Below are 17021 nucleotides of genomic sequence, written 5' to 3'. Positions count from 1 at the left end.
CCCTGCCGCTAAGGTGCGGGGATGCTCATCGTGACCTCCGTGAATGTGAATGGGATCCGCGCCGCCGCCAAGAAGGGCTTCGGGGCGTGGCTCGAGGGATCCGACGCCGACGTGGTCTGCCTCCAGGAGGTACGGGCCGAGGAGGCGCAGATTCCGGAGGAGGTGCGCCGTCCCGAGGGCTGGCACACCGTGTTCGCGCCGGCGGCCGTCAAGGGGCGGGCCGGGGTCGCGCTCTACACGCGGCGGGCGCCCGAGCAGGTGCGGGTGGGGTTCGGGAGCGACGAGTTCGACGCCTCCGGGCGGTACCTCGAGGTCGACCTGCCCGGTGTGACGGTCGCCAGCCTCTACCTGCCCTCCGGTGAGGCCGGGACGGCGAAGCAGGACGAGAAGTACCGCTTCATGGCGGAGTTCCACCCCTACCTCCAGGCACTGAAGGCGCGGGCCGCCGCGGACGGCCGCGAGGTCGTGGTCTGCGGGGACTGGAACATCTGCCACCGGGAGGCGGACCTCAAGAACTGGAAGACGAACCGGAAGAACGCCGGCTTCCTGCCCGAGGAGCGCGAGTGGCTCGGGACGGTGTACGAGGAGGCCGGGTACGTGGACGTGGTGCGCGAGCTGCACCCGGACACCGAGGGCCCGTACTCCTGGTGGTCCTACCGCGGGCGGGCCTTCGACAACGACGCCGGCTGGCGGATCGACCTCCAGGTCGCCACTCCGGGCCTGGCGGCCAGGGCCGTGAAGGCGTTCGTGGAGCGGGCCGAGACGCACCCGGAGCGGTGGTCCGACCACGCGCCGGTGACGGTCGTCTACGAGCTGGGGGTGTGACCGGACGCGGACCCGGGCCCGCTCCCCGATGCCAGCAGGCGGTCCATCGCCATCGTGAGTTCGGCCTCGACCACGCTCTTGGCCAGCGGGCGCAGCCGCGGGAGGGCGTCCTGCGGGAGGTGCGCGGAGATGAGCTCGGTGAACAGGGCGGCCATCGCGTCCGCGTGCTCGCGGACGCGGCGGCCCGTCTCCAGGACGGCCGCCAGCGGTACGCCCTCGCGCACCAGGGCCGAGGAGACGTCCAGCAGGCGGCGGCTGACGTGCACGATCTCGTCGCCGTCGGTGGCGAGGTAGCCGAGGTCCAGGGAGGCGGCCAGGTTCTCGGGGGTGACCTCGCCCTCGAAGTAGTCGGCCAGCGCCTCGGGGGTCAGCCGGACCGGTGTCTCCTCCGACCAGCCGATGCCGAGCAGTTCGCCGAGCTGGCCGACGTCGCGGCCGTTCTCGAAGGCGGCGGTCAGCTCCGCGATGCCGCCGAGGGTGTGGCCGCGTTCGAGCAGGGCGGCGATGGTGCGCAGCCGGGCCAGGTGGTGGTCGTCGTACCAGGCGATGCGGCCCTCGCGGCGCGGTGGCGGGAGCAGCTTGCGCTCGCGGTAGAAGCGCAGGGTGCGGACCGGTATGCCGGCCGCCTCGGCCAGCTCCTCCGTACGGTATTCGCGCACTGTCGTCCCCGCTTCCCTGTCCACCACGCCCGAAGCCTATGGCGTACTGGCGGTAACTTTCCGGGCGCGACCCCTACCCATGAGTACGGGCCTGCTCTACTCTCCCGATTGTGCCAGTGATTGCTGGCAGTGTTGCGGATGTGGATGCGGAAGGCGGCGGGCATGGGCGGCTTGGTCGGCGGCGACAGCACGGAACGCGAGCACGTACGCGTGGCGGTGATCGGGTCCGGATTCGGCGGGCTCGGCGCGGCCGTGCGGCTGCGGCGCGAGGGGATCACGGACTTCGTCGTGCTGGAGCGCGCGGACTCGGTCGGCGGCACCTGGCGCGACAACAGCTATCCGGGGTGCGCGTGCGACGTCCCCTCGCACCTGTACTCCTTCTCCTTCGCGCCCAACCCGGACTGGCCGCGGACCTTCTCCGGCCAGCCGGCCATCCGCGCGTACCTGGAGCACGTCGCCGACACCTTCGGACTGCGCCGGCACATCCGGCTCGGCCACGAGGTCCTGATGATGCGCTGGGACGCGGACGAGCTGCGCTGGGAGATCGAGACCTCGGCCGGGACGCTCACCGCCGACGTCGTCGTCTCGGCGACCGGGCCGCTGTCCGACCCCAAGACGCCGGAGGTCCCGGGGCTGGCCGGGTTCCCCGGCAAGGTCTTCCACTCCGCGCGCTGGGACCACGACTACGACCTCGCCGGCAAGCGCGTCGCCGTGATCGGTACGGGTGCCTCCGCCATCCAGATCGTGCCCGCCATCGCGCCCGACGTGGAGCGGCTGACCCTCTTCCAGCGGACCCCGCCGTGGGTGATGCCGCGCACCGACCGGGCCATCACCGCCGTGGAGCGCTGGCTGCACCGCCAGCTCCCCTTCACCCGGGCGGCGCGCCGCGGGCTGCTGTGGGGCATCCGGGAACTGCAGGTCAGCGCCTTCACCAAGCGGCCGAACCAGCTCGGGCTCATCGAGTCGCTCGCCAAGGCCAACATGGCGCGCTCGATCAAGGACCCGGCGCTGCGCGCCAAGCTGACGCCCTCCTACCGGATCGGCTGCAAGCGCATCCTGCTGTCCAGCGAGTACTACCCGGCGCTGGCGCGGCCCGATGTGGACCTGGTCGCCTCCGGGCTCAAGGAGATCCGCGGCTCGGTCCTGGTCGCCGCCGACGGGACGAAGGCCGAGGTCGACGCGATCGTCTTCGGCACCGGCTTCCACGTCACGGACATGCCGATCGCCGACCGGGTGGTGGGCGCCGAGGGCAGGACCCTCGCGGAGGAGTGGAAGGACGGGATGCAGTCGCTGCGCGGGGCCACGGCGGCCGGCTTCCCCAACTGGATGACGATCATCGGCCCGAACACCGGGCTCGGGAACAGCTCGATGATCCTGATGATCGAGTCGCAGCTCAACTACATGGCCGACTACCTGCGTCAGCTGGGCATGCTGGGCGGACGGGTCGCGCTGGCCGCGCGGCCGTCGGCGGTGAACACGTGGAACCGGCAGGTCCAGGCCCGGATGGAGCGGACGGTGTGGAACACCGGCGGCTGCACCAGCTGGTACCTCGACGCGCAGGGGCGCAACACCACCGTCTGGCCCGGCACCACGGGTGAGTTCCGCCGCGAGACGCGGAGCGTCGATCTGGCGGAGTACGAGGTCGTACGGGTCCGCGAGCGCGAGCGGGTCCCGGCCGGGGCGGCGCCGCTGCCGGGGGCGCTGCCCCCGGACCCCCGCGCCTCGAACGCCGACGCGGCCGGGTCGGGCTCGGACGCCGGCGGGGCCGAAGCGGCGGGTGCCGCATGAGCCGGTTGACGCACGTCACCGCCGGGCGCTACGCGCCGCCGGCCGCCCGGCGCGAGCTCGTCGCCGAATCCGCCGACGGGGCCCGGCTGCACGTCGAGGTCCACGGGGACGAGGGCGCGCCGGCCGTGGTGCTGGCCCACGGCTGGACCTGCTCCACCGCGTTCTGGGCCGCGCAGATCCGGGAACTGGCGGGCGACCACCGGGTCATCGCCTATGACCAGCGCGGCCACGGCCGCAGCCCCGCCGCCCGGACCCACAGCACCACCGCCCTCGCCGACGACCTGGTGGCCGTGCTGGGGGCCGCCCTCGCCCCCGGCGAACGGGCGGTCGTCGCCGGGCACTCCATGGGCGGCATGACGATCATGGCGGCCGCCGCCCGGCCGGAGTTCACCGAGCACGCCGCGGCCGCGCTGCTGTGCAGTACCGGCAGCGGCCGGCTGGTCGCGGAGTCGCGGGTGCTGCCGCTGCGTCCCGGGCGGGCCCGGACCCGGCTCACCGGCGCGGTCCTCGGCGCCCGCGCCCCGCTCGGCCCGGTCACGCCCGTCGCCAGGAAGATCCTCAAATACGCGACCATGGGCCCCGGTTCCGCACCGGACAAGGTCGAGGCGTGCGCCCGTATCGTGCACGCCTGCCCCACCCGGGTCCGGCACGCCTGGTCCCAGGTGCTCGCCGGGGTGGACCTGGACGCCGACGTGGCCCGGCTCACCGTGCCCACCGCCGTCATCGGCGGCACGCACGACCGGCTCACGCCCCTCGTGCACGCCCGGCGGCTGGCGGCCGCGCTGCCGAACTGCGTGGGCCTCACCGAGCTCACCGGCATGGGGCACATGACCCCGATCGAGGCGCCGGAGGCCGTCACCACCGCCGTGCGCGAGCTGACCTCGCTGTACCTCGACCAGAAGGAGAAGTCGCTGTGAGCGCTCGCAGGAGTCTGGAAGGCCAGGTCGCCGTCGTCACCGGCGGTGCCCGGGGGGTCGGCGAGCTGCTCGCCCGCAAACTCTCCGCGCGCGGTGCGAAGATCGCGCTCGTCGGCTTGGAGCCCGAGGCCCTCAAGGAGGTCTCCGAGCGGCTGCACACCGACAGCGACCACTGGCACGCCGACGTCACCGACCACGAGGCCATGGCCCGGGTGGCGCAGGAGGTCAAGCAGCGCTTCGGCAAGGTGGACATCGTGGTGGCCAACGCGGGCGTCGCCGCCGGCGGGCCGTTCGCCGACTCCGACCCCGTCGCCTGGCGCCGGGTGATCGAGGTCAACCTCATCGGCGGGGCCGTCACCGCGCGGGCCTTCCTGCCGGTCCTGACGGAGAGCCGCGGCTACTTCCTCCAGATCGCCTCGCTGGCCGCGATCACCCCGGCGCCGATGATGACCGCCTACTGCGCGTCCAAGTCCGGAGTCGAGGCCTTCGCCCACTGCCTGCGCGCCGAGGTCGGCTACAAGGGCGTCAAGGTCGGCGTCGGCTACCTGTCGTGGACCGACACCGACATGGTGCGCGGGGCCGATCAGGACGAGGTCATGCGGGAGCTGCGCCGGCGCCTGCCGTGGCCCTCGAACCGCACGTACCCGCTGGGCCCGGCCGTCGACCGGATCGTCGCGGGCATCGAGCGGCGCTCGGCGCACGTGTACGCGCAGTGGTGGCTGCGCGGCATGCAGGGGGTGCGCGGCTACCTGCCGGGAATCATCGGGGCCGTGGGGCAGCGCGAGATGAGGCGGTTCGAGCCCCGGCTGGCCGGTGTCTCCAAGGGTCTGGTCGGAGCCGGCGGGGCGGCGGACGAGCGGGAGCGCACGCAGAGTAACTGATCGAAATGCGTCCTTTGTCCGCCCGTGCCAGTCTGGTCGAGCCCCACCACCAACACCCCTCATGGAGTGAAGAAGCATGGGTATCAAGGACCAGTTCAACGAAAAGGCGCAGGAGCTCAAGGGCAAGGCCTCGCAGGCCGTGAAGGGCGCGCAGGACGAGGCGTCCGAGCGCACCCGGCAGCTGCGGGAGAAGAGGCAGCCCCAGGGCCAGGCCCAGCGCCAGGGCGAGGCTCAGCCGCAGCGCCAGGGCCAGCCGCAGCGCCAGGGCCAGCCGCAGGGCCAGGCCCAGCCGCAGCGCCAGGGCCAGCCGCAGGGCAAGGCCCAGCGCCAGGGCCAGGCCCAGCCGCAGGCCAAGCGGCCGCCGGCCGACCGGGCCCGCGACGAGGTCGGCCAGAACTGGGACGCCTGACCCGTGAGCCGAAGGGGCGCGACCGAACGGTCGCGCCCCTTCCGCGTGTCCCGCGCCCGGTAGGTGCGTGGCCCCGCGCCCACCAGCAGCCGCGCCTGCCGTGCCTGCCGTGCTGCGGGGCCTTGCGCGCTACGGCCTCGGCGCTACGGTCCGCGCGCTACGGCCTCGGCGGCAGCTTCGGGCGCCGTAGGTCCGGTACGTCCGTGTAGCCGGGCGGCACCGCGGCCGGGTCCTGCTCCAGCAGTTCCAGCGCCAGGTGCACGGCGTCGTCCAGCTGCGCGTGCCGCCCCTCCGCCCAGTCGAGCGGGGTGCGCAGGATCGCGAGGTCCGGTTCGACCCCGTGGTTCTCCACCGACCAGCCGTACTCCGGGAACCAGGCGGCGTTCATCGGCACCGTGATCACCGTGCCGTCGCCGAGGGTGTGCCGGCCGGTCATGCCGACCACCCCGCCCCAGGTGCGCTGGCCCACCACCGGGCCCAGCCCGAGGAGCTTGAAGGCCGCGGTGATCATGTCCCCGTCCGAGGAGGTCGCCTCGTCGGCGAGCGCCACGATCGGACCGCGGGGCGCGTTGGAGGCGTAACTGACCGGCTGGGCGCCCCGCGTGAGGTCCCAGCCGAGGATGGAGCGGGTCAGCTTCTCCACCACCAGCTCGCTGATGTGCCCGCCCGCGTTGCCGCGTACGTCCACGATCAGTGCGGGCCGGGACATCTCCATCCGCAGGTCGCGGTTGAACTGGGCCCAACCCGAACCGCCCATGTCGGGGATGTGCAGGTAGCCGCAGCGGCCGCCGCTGAGCTCGCGGACCACCGCGCGCCGCTTGGACACCCAGTCCTGGTAGCGCAGCGGCCGTTCGTCGATCAGCGGGACGACGGCCACCCGGCGGGCGCGGCCCTCGCCCTCCGCCGGCTCGAAGGTGAGCTCCACGGTGGTGCCGCCGGCCCCCGACAGCAGCGGGTAGGGGCCGGTCACCGGGTCCACCGGGCGCCCGTCCACATGGGTGAGCACGGCGCCCTCGCGGATGCCGGTGCCGGCCAGCGGGGAGCGGGCCTTGGAGTCGGAGGACTCGCCGGGCAGGATCCGGCTGACCACCCAGGTCCCGTCGCGGGGCACGAGGTTGGCGCCGAGCAGGCCGATCGCCCGCTGGTAGTGCGGGGGGCCCTCGTTGCGGCGCGCGGGGGCGACGTACGCGTGCGAGGTGCCGAGTTCGCCGAGGACCTCGCGCAGCAGGTCGGCGAACTCGTCGGGCGAGGCGACCCGTTCGACCAGGGGGCGGTACTGGCGCAGCACCCCGTCCCAGTCGATGCCGCACATCTTCGGCTCCCAGAAGTACGCGCGGATGATCCGCCCGGCCTCCTCGAAGGCCTGGCGCCATTCGGCCGCCGGGTCCACCTCGTGCAGGATGCGCCGCAGGTCCAGGTAGACGGTGGAGTCGCTGTCGCCGGACTCGGTGGCCGGGACCGCCCGCAGGTCCCCGTCGTCGTTGATCACGAGCCGGGTGCCGTCGCCGCTGACCGCGAACCAGTCCAGGCCCGAGGCCAGTTCGCTCTTGCGGGCCTTGGTGAGGTCGAAGTGCTCCAGCGTGGGCTTGCCGCTGATGTCGGCCGGGTTGGCGAAGGTCTCGCCGAGCGCGCCCGAGATCGGCCAGCGCAGCCACACCAGTCCGCCGCCGTGCACCGGGTACAGGGCCGAGTACTTGGACGCGGCCACCGGGAAGGGCGTGACCCGGCTCTCCAGGCCCTCCACCTCCACGATCACCGCGCCGTCGCCGGTGTCCGGCTCCCCTTCGCCGGGGTCGAGGCCGCCCGCCGCCGGGCGCCCTTCGGCGGACAGCGCGAAGGGGGAGGGGGTCGCCGAGGAGAGCGGCACCAGGTACGGCCGGCAGCCCAGCGGGAAGGACAGGTCGCCGGTGTGCACGTCGTACACGGGGTCGAAGCCGCGCCACGAGAGGAAGGCCAGGTAGCGGCCGTCCCGGGTGAAGACCGGATTCTCGTCCTCGAAGCGGCCGTTGGTGACGTCCACGACGGTCCGCGCGCCCGGTCCGGCGATCCGGGCCATCTTGATCTGCCGCAGCGACCGCCCGATGCCCGGGTGCGACCAGGTCAGCCAGGCCCCGTCGGGCGAGAACGCCAGGTCGGTGACCGGGCCGTTGAGGGACCGGATCAGCTCGGTGACCTCCCCGTTGGACTCCTCGGTCGCGTCGAGCAGCAGCAGCCGCCCGTCGTGGGAGGCGATGGCGAGCCGCTCCCCGTCCGGGTCCGACAGGAGTTCGGTCACGCGCCCCAGCTCGCCCGAGGCCAGCCGGCGCGGCTCCCGCTCTCCGGAGGCCCGCGGCAGGTAGGCGATCTCGATGGCGTCCTCGCCCTCGGCGTCGGTCACGTACGCGACCTGCCCGCCGCTGCCGAGCATCTCGGGCAGCCGGACCCGCACGCCGGGGGTGTCGGCGATGGTCCGGGCCGGGCCGTCGCGGTGGGTCAGCCAGTACAGGCTGCCGCGTACGACGACCGCGCTGGCCCGGCCGGTGGCGTCCACGGACAGCGAGTCGACGTGGCTGGCGGCCGGGACCTGGTACGAGCGGCGGCCCGCCCGCGGCCCGCCGAGCCGGACGTCGAGGCGGCGCGGGAGGGCGTCGGGGGCCAGTGACTCGACCAGCCAGATCTCCCCGGCGCACTGGTAGACGATCCGGCTGCCGTCGCTGGAGGCGTGCCGGGCGTAGAACTCCTCGTGGTCGGTGTGCCGGCGCAGGTCGGTGCCGTCGGGCAGGCAGGAGTAGAGGTTGCCGATGCCCTCGTGGTCGGAGAGGAAGGCGATGCGGCCGCCGACGAACATCGGGGAGTCGAGGTGGCCCTCGATGTCCTCCAGCAGCTGTTCGCCGTGCAGCCACAGCCTGCCGGTGGCGCCGCCGCGGTAGCGCTTCCAGGCGGCGGGCTCGTGCGGGGGCTTGCCGGTCAGGAGGAGGGTGCGGTGCTCTCCGTCGGTGTCGGCGACCTGGATGTCGGAGCAGGGTCCCCAGGGGAGGCGTCCGCCGGGGCTGCCGTCGGTGGGCACCTTGTGGGCCCAGGCGAAGTAGGAGAACGGCTGGCCGTGGGAGGAGACCGCGAGGACGTTGCCGTCCGGGTCCCAGCCGCAGACCCGGGTGTCGGTGGAGCCCCAGTAGCTGAGTTGGCGGGCCGGGCCCCCGTCGACGGGGGCGAGGTGGATTTCGGGGTCGAGGCTGCGCCAGGTGGTGAAGGCGATGTGCCGGCCGTCGGGGGAGAAGCGGGGGTGGCTGACCCGGGTCCGGTCGACGGTGATCCGCCAGGCGCGGCCCACCGGCGTTCCAGGGGGAACCAAGGGCGCCACCCAAAGATCGTCCTCGGTGGCGAAGCACAGCAGGTCGTCGTGCAGGTGCGGGAAGCGGAGGTACGCGACGTCGTGACTCACCCCCCAATGCTTTCCGCGCCAGGGGGGCCCGGCAACTCGTACAGGTGATCCATGACACTCCCCGAAGCGAAACGGAACGGTTTCGTTTCGTTGGGACCCGGGGTATCGTCTAGGGCGTACGGAACACATTCGTTTCGATAAGGCGCGTTCGGACGGGAGGCACGGAGATGACCGAGGCGATGGCGGCCCGGCGCAGCCGGATCACCCCCGAGCGGGAAGCCGAACTCCACGGGGCGGTCCTGGACCTCCTGCGCGAAGTGGGTTACGAGGCGCTGACCATGGACGCGGTCGCCGCCCGCACCAAGTCCAGCAAGGCCACCCTCTACCGCCAGTGGGGGAGCAAGCCCGAGCTGGTCGCCAAGGCCCTGCGATGTACGCAGCCCGTCTCGCTGCGGGAGATCGACACGGGCAGCCTGCGCACGGACTTCGCGCGCATGGTCGAATGCTCCGACGACGCGCAGATGGCCAAGGACACCGCGCTGATGCGGGGTCTGGCCCATGCCGTCCACGAGAGCCCGGAGCTGCACAAGGCCCTGCGGGACCTGCTGGTCGACCCGGAGATCAACGGCCTCCAGACGATGCTGCAGCGCGCGGTGGACCGGGGCGAGATCCGCCCGGACTGCCCGGCGCTGGACTTCGTACCGCACATGCTCATCGGCGCGTTCATCGCGCTCCCGCTGATCGAGGACCGCCCGGTCGACCGGAACTTCCTCGGCCACTTCATCGACGCCGTGGTCTTCCCCGCCCTCGGCGTCTGAACTCCCCACCGCCCCGTCCCCGCTGTACCTCGTGCTGTTCCTGACACGCCGCTCTCGTCGTCGGGCCGGCTCCCCATGCCCTGATCCGCACCGGATCCATCCCACGACCCGAACGGGAGAACCACCGACGTGGCCACCTTCCTCTACCGCCTCGGCCGGGGCGCCTTCCGGCGCCGCGGCCTTGTCGCCCTCATCTGGGTGGCGCTGCTGTTCGCCGCCGGTTTCGGCGCGGCATCCGCGTCCGCACCCACCTCAGGCTCCTTCTCCATACCCGGCACGGAGGCCCAGCGGGCCTTCGACGTGCTGGACGAGAAGTTCCCCGGGATGGCCGCCGACGGCGCCACCGCCCGGATCGTCATCAAGGCCCCGGCCGGCGCCAAGGTCACCGACCCCGAGCCCAAGGCCCAGGTCGAGAAGATCGTCGAAGACCTGAAGTCCGGTCCGGGCAAGGACCAGATCTCCTCGGTCGCCGACCCGTACCAGAGCCAGGCCGTGAGCCAGGACGGCTCCACCGCCTACATCAGCACCAAGTACAAGGTCAGCGGCATGGAGCTGACCGACGCGACCCGCGAGGCGCTGACGGAGTCCGGCAAGGAGGCCCAGGCGCAGGGCCTCACCGTCGAGATCGGCGGTGACGCGCTGATGGCGGCCCCCGAGACCGGCTCCGGCGAGATCATCGGCATCCTGGTCGCCGCGGTCGTCCTGGTCATCACCTTCGGCTCGCTGATCGCGGCCGGGCTGCCGCTGCTGACGGCGATCATCGGCGTGGGCATCGGGGTCTCCTCCATCACCGCGCTCGCCAACGTGCTGGACCTCGGCAACACCACCGCCACCCTCGCCACGATGATCGGCCTCGCGGTCGGCATCGACTACGCCCTCTTCATCGTCTCCCGCTACCGCGCGGAGCTCGCCGAGGGCCGCGAGCGCGAGGAGGCCGCGGGCCGGGCCGCCGGAACCGCCGGCTCCGCCGTCGTCTTCGCCGGTCTGACCGTGGTCATCGCCCTGGTGGGCCTGGCCGTCGTCAACATCCCGATGCTCACCAAGATGGGCTTCGCGGCCGCCGGGACCGTGGTCATCGCGGTGCTGGTCGCCCTCACCCTGGTCCCGGCCATCCTGGGCTTCGCGGGCAAGAAGGTCCTGCCGGCGGGCGAGAAGAGCAAGCTGTTCGGCAAGGGCAAGGGCAAGTCCGCCGGCGGCGAGAAGAAGGCCAACGGCGGCACCCGCTGGGCCCGCTTCGTCCTGCGCCGCCCGGTCATGGTCCTGCTGGCCGGTGTGATCGGCCTCGGCGTCATCGCCATCCCGGCGAGCAAGCTGGAGATGGGCCTGCCGGACGACGGCGCCCAGCCGGTGTCCACCACCCAGCGCCAGGCGTACGACCTGCTGTCCGAGGGTTTCGGGCCCGGCTTCAACGGCCCCCTGATGGTGGTCGTGGACGGGGACAAGGCGCTCGCCGACTCCACCGTCGAGCGGATCAAGGGCCTGGAGGGCGTGGCCGCGGTCGTCCCGCCGATGCCCAACGAGGCCGGCGACGCCTCGGTGATCACCGTGGTCCCCAAGGACCGCCCGTCTTCCCCGCAGACCGAGGACCTGGTCCACGAGATCCGCGACGGCAGCGGGGAGGACGTCATGGTCACCGGCGCCACCGCGATGAACATCGACTTCTCGCAGAAGATGAACGACGCGCTGCTGCCCTACCTGGCGCTCGTGGTCGGCCTCGCCTTCCTGCTGCTGATGCTGGTGTTCCGCTCGATCCTGGTCCCGCTCAAGGCGGCCCTCGGCTTCCTGCTCTCGGTCGTCGCCGCCCTCGGCGCGGTCGTCGCGGTCTTCCAGTGGGGCTGGCTCGGCTCGCTCTTCGGCGTGGAGCAGACCGGCCCGATCATGTCGATGATGCCGATCTTCATGGTGGGCGTGGTCTTCGGTCTGGCCATGGACTACGAGGTCTTCCTCGTCACCCGGATGCGGGAGGCGTACGTCCACGGCGAGCGCCCGGGCCAGGCGGTCGTGACCGGCTTCCAGTACAGCGCCCGGGTGGTCGTGGCCGCCGCCGTCATCATGATCGCGGTGTTCGCGGGCTTCATCGGAGCCAGTGAGCAGATGGTCAAGATGATCGGCTTCGGTCTGGCCGTCGCCGTCTTCTTCGACGCCTTCGTGGTCCGCATGGCCATCGTCCCGGCGGTGCTCGCCCTGCTCGGGCACAAGGCCTGGTGGCTGCCGCGCTGGCTGGACCGGCTGCTGCCGAACGTCGACGTGGAGGGCGAGAGCCTGCGCAAGCACCTCGCCGCCTCCCCGGAGGGCCCGGACAAGGACCGCGAGCTGGTCGACGCCTGACCCGTCCCGTACGGCCGACACCCCGGCCCCGTACCGCCTGATCGCCAGGCGGTACGGGGCCGGGGTGCGTTGCGCCTATCGGGTGGCGGGGGCGTACGTACGGCGCAGGAAGCGGCGCAGGGCGGCGATGTCGAACTGGACCACGGCGACGCCCTCGGGGGAGTGGAACTCCACCACCGCCTGCACGCGGCCGCAGGGCCAGACGCGCACGTCCCCGGTCCCGGTCGGGGCCTGGAGGCCCGCCTCCAGGAGCGCGCGGGGGAAGACCCACTCGTTGTCGGTGCCCTCGGGGGACAGGTCGGCGGGGAAGACGATCCGTACGGCCAGCGGTTCGGACGCGGCGAAGCGCAGGGCCACCGGGACCTTCCGGTAGAGCGGGTCGTCGCTGATCACGCGTGCGGTGACCCGCTCCTCGACGGAGGCGGCCTGGGGAGTCGCGGTGGCGGTCGCGGTCACCATGGCGCTCGCGGGCGGATTCTCGGCGGTGGCTGACACGACAAGACTCCTCTATTCGGAACATTTGCGTCCGTTTGTCCTCCAGCCTCGCACATTCCCCCGCATCCGCACGGGTCTATTTGTGATGTGGACGCTCTTGCCAACGGTTTGCAACTGAGCACTATTCTTGAACGGTTAAAGACTGTGTGAGAAGCGGAGCTACTCCATGCATGTGCCCGACGGATTCATCAACGCACCCGTCTCGGTGGCCGCCGGAGTGGCGGCCGTCGCCGCTGTCGCCGTCAGCCTCCGCGGCGCCCGCCGCGAGCTCGACGAACGGACCGCGCCGCTGGCCGGTCTCGTCGCCGCCTTCATCTTCGCCGTACAGATGCTGAACTTCCCCGTCGCCGCCGGCACCAGTGGACACCTGCTGGGCGGAGCGCTCGCCGCGATACTCGTCGGCCCCTACACGGGTGTGCTCTGCGTGTCCGTCGTCCTGCTCATGCAGGGCATCCTCTTCGCCGACGGCGGCCTGACCGCCCTCGGCGTCAACATCACCGTCATGGGCGTCGTCACCGTCGTCCTCTCCTACGCCCTCTTCCGCGGGCTGCTCAAGGTGCTGCCCGGCGGCCGCCGCTCGGTGACAGCGGCCGCCTTCGTCGGAGCCCTGGTCTCGGTGCCGGCCTCGGCCGCCGCCTTCACCCTGCTCTATGCCGTCGGGGGCACCACCGACGTCCCCCTGGGCAAGGTGCTCACCGCGATGGTCGGCGTGCACGTGCTCATCGGCATCGGCGAGGCCCTGATCACCGCCGCCACCGTGGGCGCCGTGATCGCCGTACGGCCGGACCTGGTGCACGGGGCCCGGGGGCTCGCCACCCCGCTGAAGCTGCGCGTCGGCGGCGAACTGGTCGATGCCCCGGCCGCCGCTCCCGCCCCGGCCGCGGCCCGCTCCACCAAGAAGGTGTGGGCCGCCGGCCTGGTCACCGCCCTGGTCCTCGCCGGGTTCGTCTCCTTCTACGCCTCCGCCAGCCCCGACGGCCTGGAGAAGGTCGCCGCCGACCAGGGCATCGACGCCACCGTCGAGGAGCACGCCGCCGCCGGCTCCCCGCTCGCCGACTACTCCGTCAAGGACGTCACCGACGCCCGCCTGTCCGGCGGCCTCGCGGGCGCCCTCGGTGTCGGGGCGACCGTCGCCGTCGGCACCGGCGTCTTCTGGGCGGTCCGCCGCCGCCGCACGGACGAGCGGCCGGCCTCCGCCCAGGTCTCGGCGGGCTGACGTGGGTGCGGGCCACGCCCACCGGCTCTACCGCCCCGGGCACTCCCCGGTGCACGCGCTGCCGCCGCACTGCAAGCTCGCGGCCACCTTCGCGTTCGTGGTGGTGGTGGTCTCCACCCCGCGGGAGGCGGTGTGGGCCTTCGGGGCCTACGCCGTCCTGCTCGCGGCCGTCGCGGCCGCCGCCCGGATACCGGCCGGCTTCCTGCTGCGGAGGCTGCTGATCGAGATCCCGTTCGTGGCCTTCGCGGTGCTGATGCCCTTCGTGGCCGAGGGCGAGAGGGTCGAGGTCCTCGGCCTCTCGCTGAGCGTCTCCGGACTCTGGGGCGCCTGGAACGTGCTCGCCAAGGGCACCCTCGGCGTGGCCGCGTCCGTACTGCTCGCCTCGACGACCGAGCTGCGGGCGCTGCTGCTGGGGCTCCAGCGCCTCAAGCTGCCGCCGCTGCTGGTCCAGATCGCCTCGTTCATGATCCGGTACGGGGACGTGATCAGCGGTGAGCTGCGGCGGATGTCCATTGCCCGGCGCTCGCGCGGCTTCGAGGCGCGCGGGATCCGGCACTGGGGCGTGCTCGCCAAGACGGCCGGCGCGCTGTTCATCCGCTCCTACGAGCGCGGCGAGCGGGTCTACCTCGCGATGGTCAGCCGCGGCTACGCCGGCTCGATGCCGGTGATCGACGAGGCCGTGGCCACTCGCACGCAGTGGGCCTGCGCGGCCGCGCTCCCGGTGACGGCCCTCGCCGTCTGTCTGATGGGATGGACCCTGTGACTGCTCCCGGCCCCGCCCCGTCCTGCGGCCCCGCCGCCGCCCCCTCCCTCGAGGTGACCGGCCTCGCCTACGCCTACCCCGACGGGCACCAGGCCCTCTTCGGGGTCGACCTGACCGTCGGGCACGGCGAGCGGGTGGCCCTGCTCGGGCCGAACGGCGCCGGCAAGACCACCCTCGTGCTGCACCTCAACGGCATCCTGGCCGGCGGGGTCGGCTCCGTGCGCGTGGCCGGGACGCCCGTGGAGAAGCGCACCCTCGCCGAGGTCCGGCGCCGCGTCGGCATCGTCTTCCAGGACCCCGACGACCAGCTCTTCATGCCGACCGTCCGGGAGGACGTGGCCTTCGGCCCGGCCGCCTCCGGAATGCGCGGCGCCGAGCTGGAGGAACGGGTTGGGGAGGCGCTGGAGCAGGTCGGGATGGCGGGCTTCGCCGACCGGCCCCCGCACCACCTGTCCTTCGGGCAGCGCCGCCGGGTGGCGGTGGCGACCGTACTGGCCATGCGGCCCGAGATCCTCGTCCTCGACGAGCCCTCCTCCAACCTGGACCCGGCCTCGCGCCGCGAGCTCGCGGACATCCTGCGCTCGCTCGACGTGACGGTGCTGATGGTGACCCACGACCTGCCGTACGCGCTGGAGCTGTGCCCGCGCTCGGTCGTCCTCAGCGAGGGCGTGATCGCCGCCGACGGCCGGACCCAGGACCTGCTGTGCGACGAGGCGCTCATGCGGGCCCACCGCCTGGAACTGCCCTTCGGCTTCGACCCGCGCTCCGTATCGGTGGCATAAGCACCGGTCTGGGTTTGTTGCACTGCGCGTGGATATCCAGGGTGTGGTGACGGAGGGCTTCGAGCCCGTCAGAGACGCGTTCGCGCGCAATTTCGAGGTGCTCGGGGACCGGGGCGCGGCGGTCGCCGTGTACCGGGAGGGCCGCAAGGTCGTGGACCTGTGGGGCGGCACCAAGGACGCGAACGGCACCGAGCCGTGGGCCGAGGACACCGCGCAGATCGTCCGCTCCGCGACCAAGGGGGTGGCCGCGGCCGTCCCCCTGCTGCTGCACCAGCGCGGTCTGCTGGACCTGGACGCGCCCGTGGGCTCGTACTGGCCGGAGTTCAAGGCGGGCGGCAAGGACCGGACCCTGGTCCGCGACCTGCTCGCGCACCGCGCGGGGCTTCCGGCGCTGGAGCGCGGGCTGAGCGCGGCCGAGGCCGCGGACGGGGTCTCCGGTCCGCGGGCGGTCGCGGCGCAGCAGCCCTACTGGGAGCCCGGCACCGGGCACGGCTACCACGCACAGACCTTCAGCTGGCTGCTGTCCGAGCTGGTGCTGCGGGCGACGGGCCGCACGGTCGGCGGCATCCTGGCCGAGGAGATCGCCGAGCCGCTGGGCCTGGAGTTCTGGATAGGCCTGCCGGAGACGGAGGTCCACCGGGTGGGGCGGGTGGCGCCGGTCGACCCGCCCGCGAGCGCCGGCCTGCTCAAGACCCGGCCGAAGAGGAACGTTTCCGAGGCCTACGCCGACCCCCGGTCCCTGACCCGCCGCGCCTTCGCGGCCATCGACCCGCTGCCGGACGAGAACGACCCGGCCTACCGGGCGGCCGAGCTGCCGGCCTCGAACGGCATCGGCACGGCCCGCGCCCTGGCCCGCTTCTACGCGGCCGCCATCGGCGTGGTGGAGGACGGCGCGCGGATCTTCACCCCGGCCACCACCGCCCTCGCCGGCAAGGAGCTCTCGGCCGGCCCGGACCGCGTCCTGGTGGTCAACACCCGCTTCGGCCCCGGCTACATGCTGCACGGCCCGGCCTCGCCGCTGCTCTCGCCGGCCTCCTTCGGCCACCCGGGCCGCGGCGGCTCCCTGGCCTTCGCGGACCCGGACGCGGGCATCGGCTTCGGCTACGTCACCAACGCCCACGCCAAGTCGGTCACGGCCGACCCCCGCGCCCAGGCCCTCGTCCGAGCCCTGCGCGCGGCGCTCACCGCCTGACGCGCGGCGCGCTCGGCGGCGGCTCGCGGCCTTGCGGTCAGCCGGCGGCTTCCCGTACGTCGGCGAGGGTGGCTCCGGCGTGCTCGACGAGCTGCTGCGGCCCCATCGGGAACACGGTGTTGGGGGTGCCGGCGGCGGCCCAGACCACGTCGTGGCCGAGCAGCCGCCGGTCGGCGAGCACCCGCGTGCGCGTGCGGTGCCCGAAGGGCGGGACCCCGCCGATGGCGTAGCCCGTCGTCTCGCGCACCAGTGCGGCATCCGCCCGGGTGACCTCCTCCGCCCCGAGCTCCCGGCGCACCGCCTCCACGTCGACCCGCGAGGCCCCGTCCATCAGGACCAGCACCGGCACCCCGTCCGCGGCGAAGACCAGCGACTTCACGATCTGGCTGAGCTCGCGGCCGATCGCGGCGGCCGCGTCGACCGCGGTACGGGTCCCTTCGGGAAGGGCCCGAACGGCGAGCTCGAGCCCCAGCCCGTCCAGGGCCTCGGCGAACAGTGGATGCGTGGAGGTCGTCATCACCGCACGCCAACGCCGCCGGGGTCCCGACGCGAGGCGGTTTCGGCCCGCCGCCCCGTGACCCATAGCG

General features: G+C 73.1%; 15 protein-coding genes. 11 read left to right on the top strand and 4 right to left on the bottom strand.

The window, feature by feature from the left end:
* Positions 1-21: 21 nt before the first annotated feature.
* Positions 22-825, top strand: a complete 804-nt coding sequence (locus BGK67_RS15330; protein ID WP_069920617.1) for an exodeoxyribonuclease III — start codon at positions 22-24, stop codon at positions 823-825.
* Here BGK67_RS15330 and BGK67_RS15325 read toward each other — a convergent pair.
* A complete protein-coding gene (locus tag BGK67_RS15325; protein WP_208948700.1) occupies positions 807-1511 on the bottom strand; it encodes a MerR family transcriptional regulator in 705 nt (234 codons plus the stop codon). The two genes, BGK67_RS15330 and BGK67_RS15325, sit on opposite strands and share 19 nt — an antisense overlap.
* Positions 1512-1646: 135 nt before the next feature.
* On the opposite strand from BGK67_RS15325, the gene BGK67_RS15320 reads away from it, so the two are divergent.
* From BGK67_RS15320 to BGK67_RS15305, 4 genes are all read left to right on the top strand, one after another.
* Entirely contained in the window at positions 1647-3272 is a 1626-nt protein-coding gene (locus tag BGK67_RS15320; protein WP_069923877.1) for a flavin-containing monooxygenase, read from the top strand.
* Entirely contained in the window at positions 3269-4189 is a 921-nt protein-coding gene (locus tag BGK67_RS15315) for an alpha/beta fold hydrolase (RefSeq protein ID WP_069920616.1), read from the top strand. The genes BGK67_RS15320 and BGK67_RS15315 overlap by 4 nt, the downstream gene beginning before the upstream one ends.
* The gene (locus tag BGK67_RS15310) at positions 4186-5070 is read left to right on the top strand and encodes an SDR family oxidoreductase (RefSeq protein WP_069920615.1); all 885 of its coding nucleotides are present in this window, start codon (positions 4186-4188) and stop codon (positions 5068-5070) included. Before BGK67_RS15315 ends, BGK67_RS15310 begins: the two co-directional genes overlap by 4 nt.
* Positions 5071-5146: 76 nt before the next feature.
* The gene (locus BGK67_RS15305; protein ID WP_069920614.1) at positions 5147-5479 is read left to right on the top strand and encodes a hypothetical protein; all 333 of its coding nucleotides are present in this window, start codon (positions 5147-5149) and stop codon (positions 5477-5479) included.
* A 157-nt stretch (positions 5480-5636) separates the two neighbouring features.
* Here the strand turns inward: BGK67_RS15305 and BGK67_RS15300 are convergent, their stop codons facing one another.
* A complete protein-coding gene (locus BGK67_RS15300; protein WP_069920613.1) occupies positions 5637-8900 on the bottom strand; it encodes a S41 family peptidase in 3264 nt (1087 codons plus the stop codon).
* A gap of 167 nt (positions 8901-9067) precedes the next feature.
* Here BGK67_RS15300 and BGK67_RS15295 point away from each other — a divergent pair, with 167 nt between their 5' ends.
* On the top strand, positions 9068-9658 hold the full coding sequence (locus tag BGK67_RS15295; RefSeq protein ID WP_208948699.1) for a TetR/AcrR family transcriptional regulator: 591 nt from the start codon (positions 9068-9070) through the stop codon (positions 9656-9658).
* 129 nt (positions 9659-9787) lie between these two features.
* Positions 9788-11986: an MMPL family transporter gene (locus tag BGK67_RS15290; protein WP_069920612.1), complete on the top strand. Its 2199-nt coding sequence runs from the start codon at positions 9788-9790 to the stop codon at positions 11984-11986.
* Between the two features lie 75 nt (positions 11987-12061).
* On the opposite strand, the gene BGK67_RS15285 is transcribed toward BGK67_RS15290, so the two are convergent.
* A complete protein-coding gene (locus tag BGK67_RS15285) occupies positions 12062-12481 on the bottom strand; it encodes an SsgA family sporulation/cell division regulator (protein ID WP_244291216.1) in 420 nt (139 codons plus the stop codon).
* Positions 12482-12647: 166 nt separating this feature from the next.
* On the opposite strand from BGK67_RS15285, the gene BGK67_RS15280 reads away from it, so the two are divergent.
* From BGK67_RS15280 to BGK67_RS15265, 4 genes are read left to right on the top strand one after another with little or no spacing between them, the layout of a single operon-like run.
* The gene (locus BGK67_RS15280; protein WP_069920611.1) at positions 12648-13697 is read left to right on the top strand and encodes an energy-coupling factor ABC transporter permease; all 1050 of its coding nucleotides are present in this window, start codon (positions 12648-12650) and stop codon (positions 13695-13697) included.
* A 1-nt stretch (position 13698) separates the two neighbouring features.
* A complete protein-coding gene (gene cbiQ, locus BGK67_RS15275; protein ID WP_069920610.1) occupies positions 13699-14460 on the top strand; it encodes a cobalt ECF transporter T component CbiQ in 762 nt (253 codons plus the stop codon).
* The gene (locus tag BGK67_RS15270; RefSeq protein ID WP_069920609.1) at positions 14448-15242 is read left to right on the top strand and encodes an energy-coupling factor ABC transporter ATP-binding protein; all 795 of its coding nucleotides are present in this window, start codon (positions 14448-14450) and stop codon (positions 15240-15242) included. Before cbiQ ends, BGK67_RS15270 begins: the two co-directional genes overlap by 13 nt.
* Before the next feature lie 22 nt (positions 15243-15264).
* On the top strand, positions 15265-16434 hold the full coding sequence (locus BGK67_RS15265; RefSeq protein ID WP_069920608.1) for a serine hydrolase domain-containing protein: 1170 nt from the start codon (positions 15265-15267) through the stop codon (positions 16432-16434).
* A 37-nt stretch (positions 16435-16471) separates the two neighbouring features.
* On the opposite strand, the gene BGK67_RS15260 is transcribed toward BGK67_RS15265, so the two are convergent.
* Entirely contained in the window at positions 16472-16951 is a 480-nt protein-coding gene (locus BGK67_RS15260; RefSeq protein ID WP_069920607.1) for a YbaK/EbsC family protein, read from the bottom strand.
* Positions 16952-17021: the final 70 nt, after the last annotated feature.

Origin of the sequence: Streptomyces subrutilus (assembly GCF_001746425.1) — a bacterium.
GTDB lineage: Bacteria > Actinomycetota > Actinomycetes > Streptomycetales > Streptomycetaceae > Streptomyces > Streptomyces subrutilus_A.
The sequence above is the reverse complement of the archived record's forward strand: the minus strand, read 5'-3'. Positions and strand labels throughout refer to the sequence as shown.

Bases quoted from the DNA above. Each gene is read 5' to 3' on its own strand.
- BGK67_RS15330 (WP_069920617.1), top strand. From the start codon at position 22: ATGCTCATCGTGACCTCCGTGAATGTGAATGGGATCCGCGCCGCCGCC.
- BGK67_RS15320 (WP_069923877.1), top strand. From the start codon at position 1,647: ATGGGCGGCTTGGTCGGCGGCGACAGCACGGAACGCGAGCACGTACGC.
- BGK67_RS15315 (WP_069920616.1), top strand. From the start codon at position 3,269: ATGAGCCGGTTGACGCACGTCACCGCCGGGCGCTACGCGCCGCCGGCC.
- BGK67_RS15305 (WP_069920614.1), top strand. From the start codon at position 5,147: ATGGGTATCAAGGACCAGTTCAACGAAAAGGCGCAGGAGCTCAAGGGC.
- BGK67_RS15295 (WP_208948699.1), top strand. From the start codon at position 9,068: ATGACCGAGGCGATGGCGGCCCGGCGCAGCCGGATCACCCCCGAGCGG.
- BGK67_RS15280 (WP_069920611.1), top strand. From the start codon at position 12,648: ATGCATGTGCCCGACGGATTCATCAACGCACCCGTCTCGGTGGCCGCC.
- BGK67_RS15270 (WP_069920609.1), top strand. From the start codon at position 14,448: ATGGACCCTGTGACTGCTCCCGGCCCCGCCCCGTCCTGCGGCCCCGCC.
- BGK67_RS15260 (WP_069920607.1), bottom strand. From the start codon at position 16,951: ATGACGACCTCCACGCATCCACTGTTCGCCGAGGCCCTGGACGGGCTG.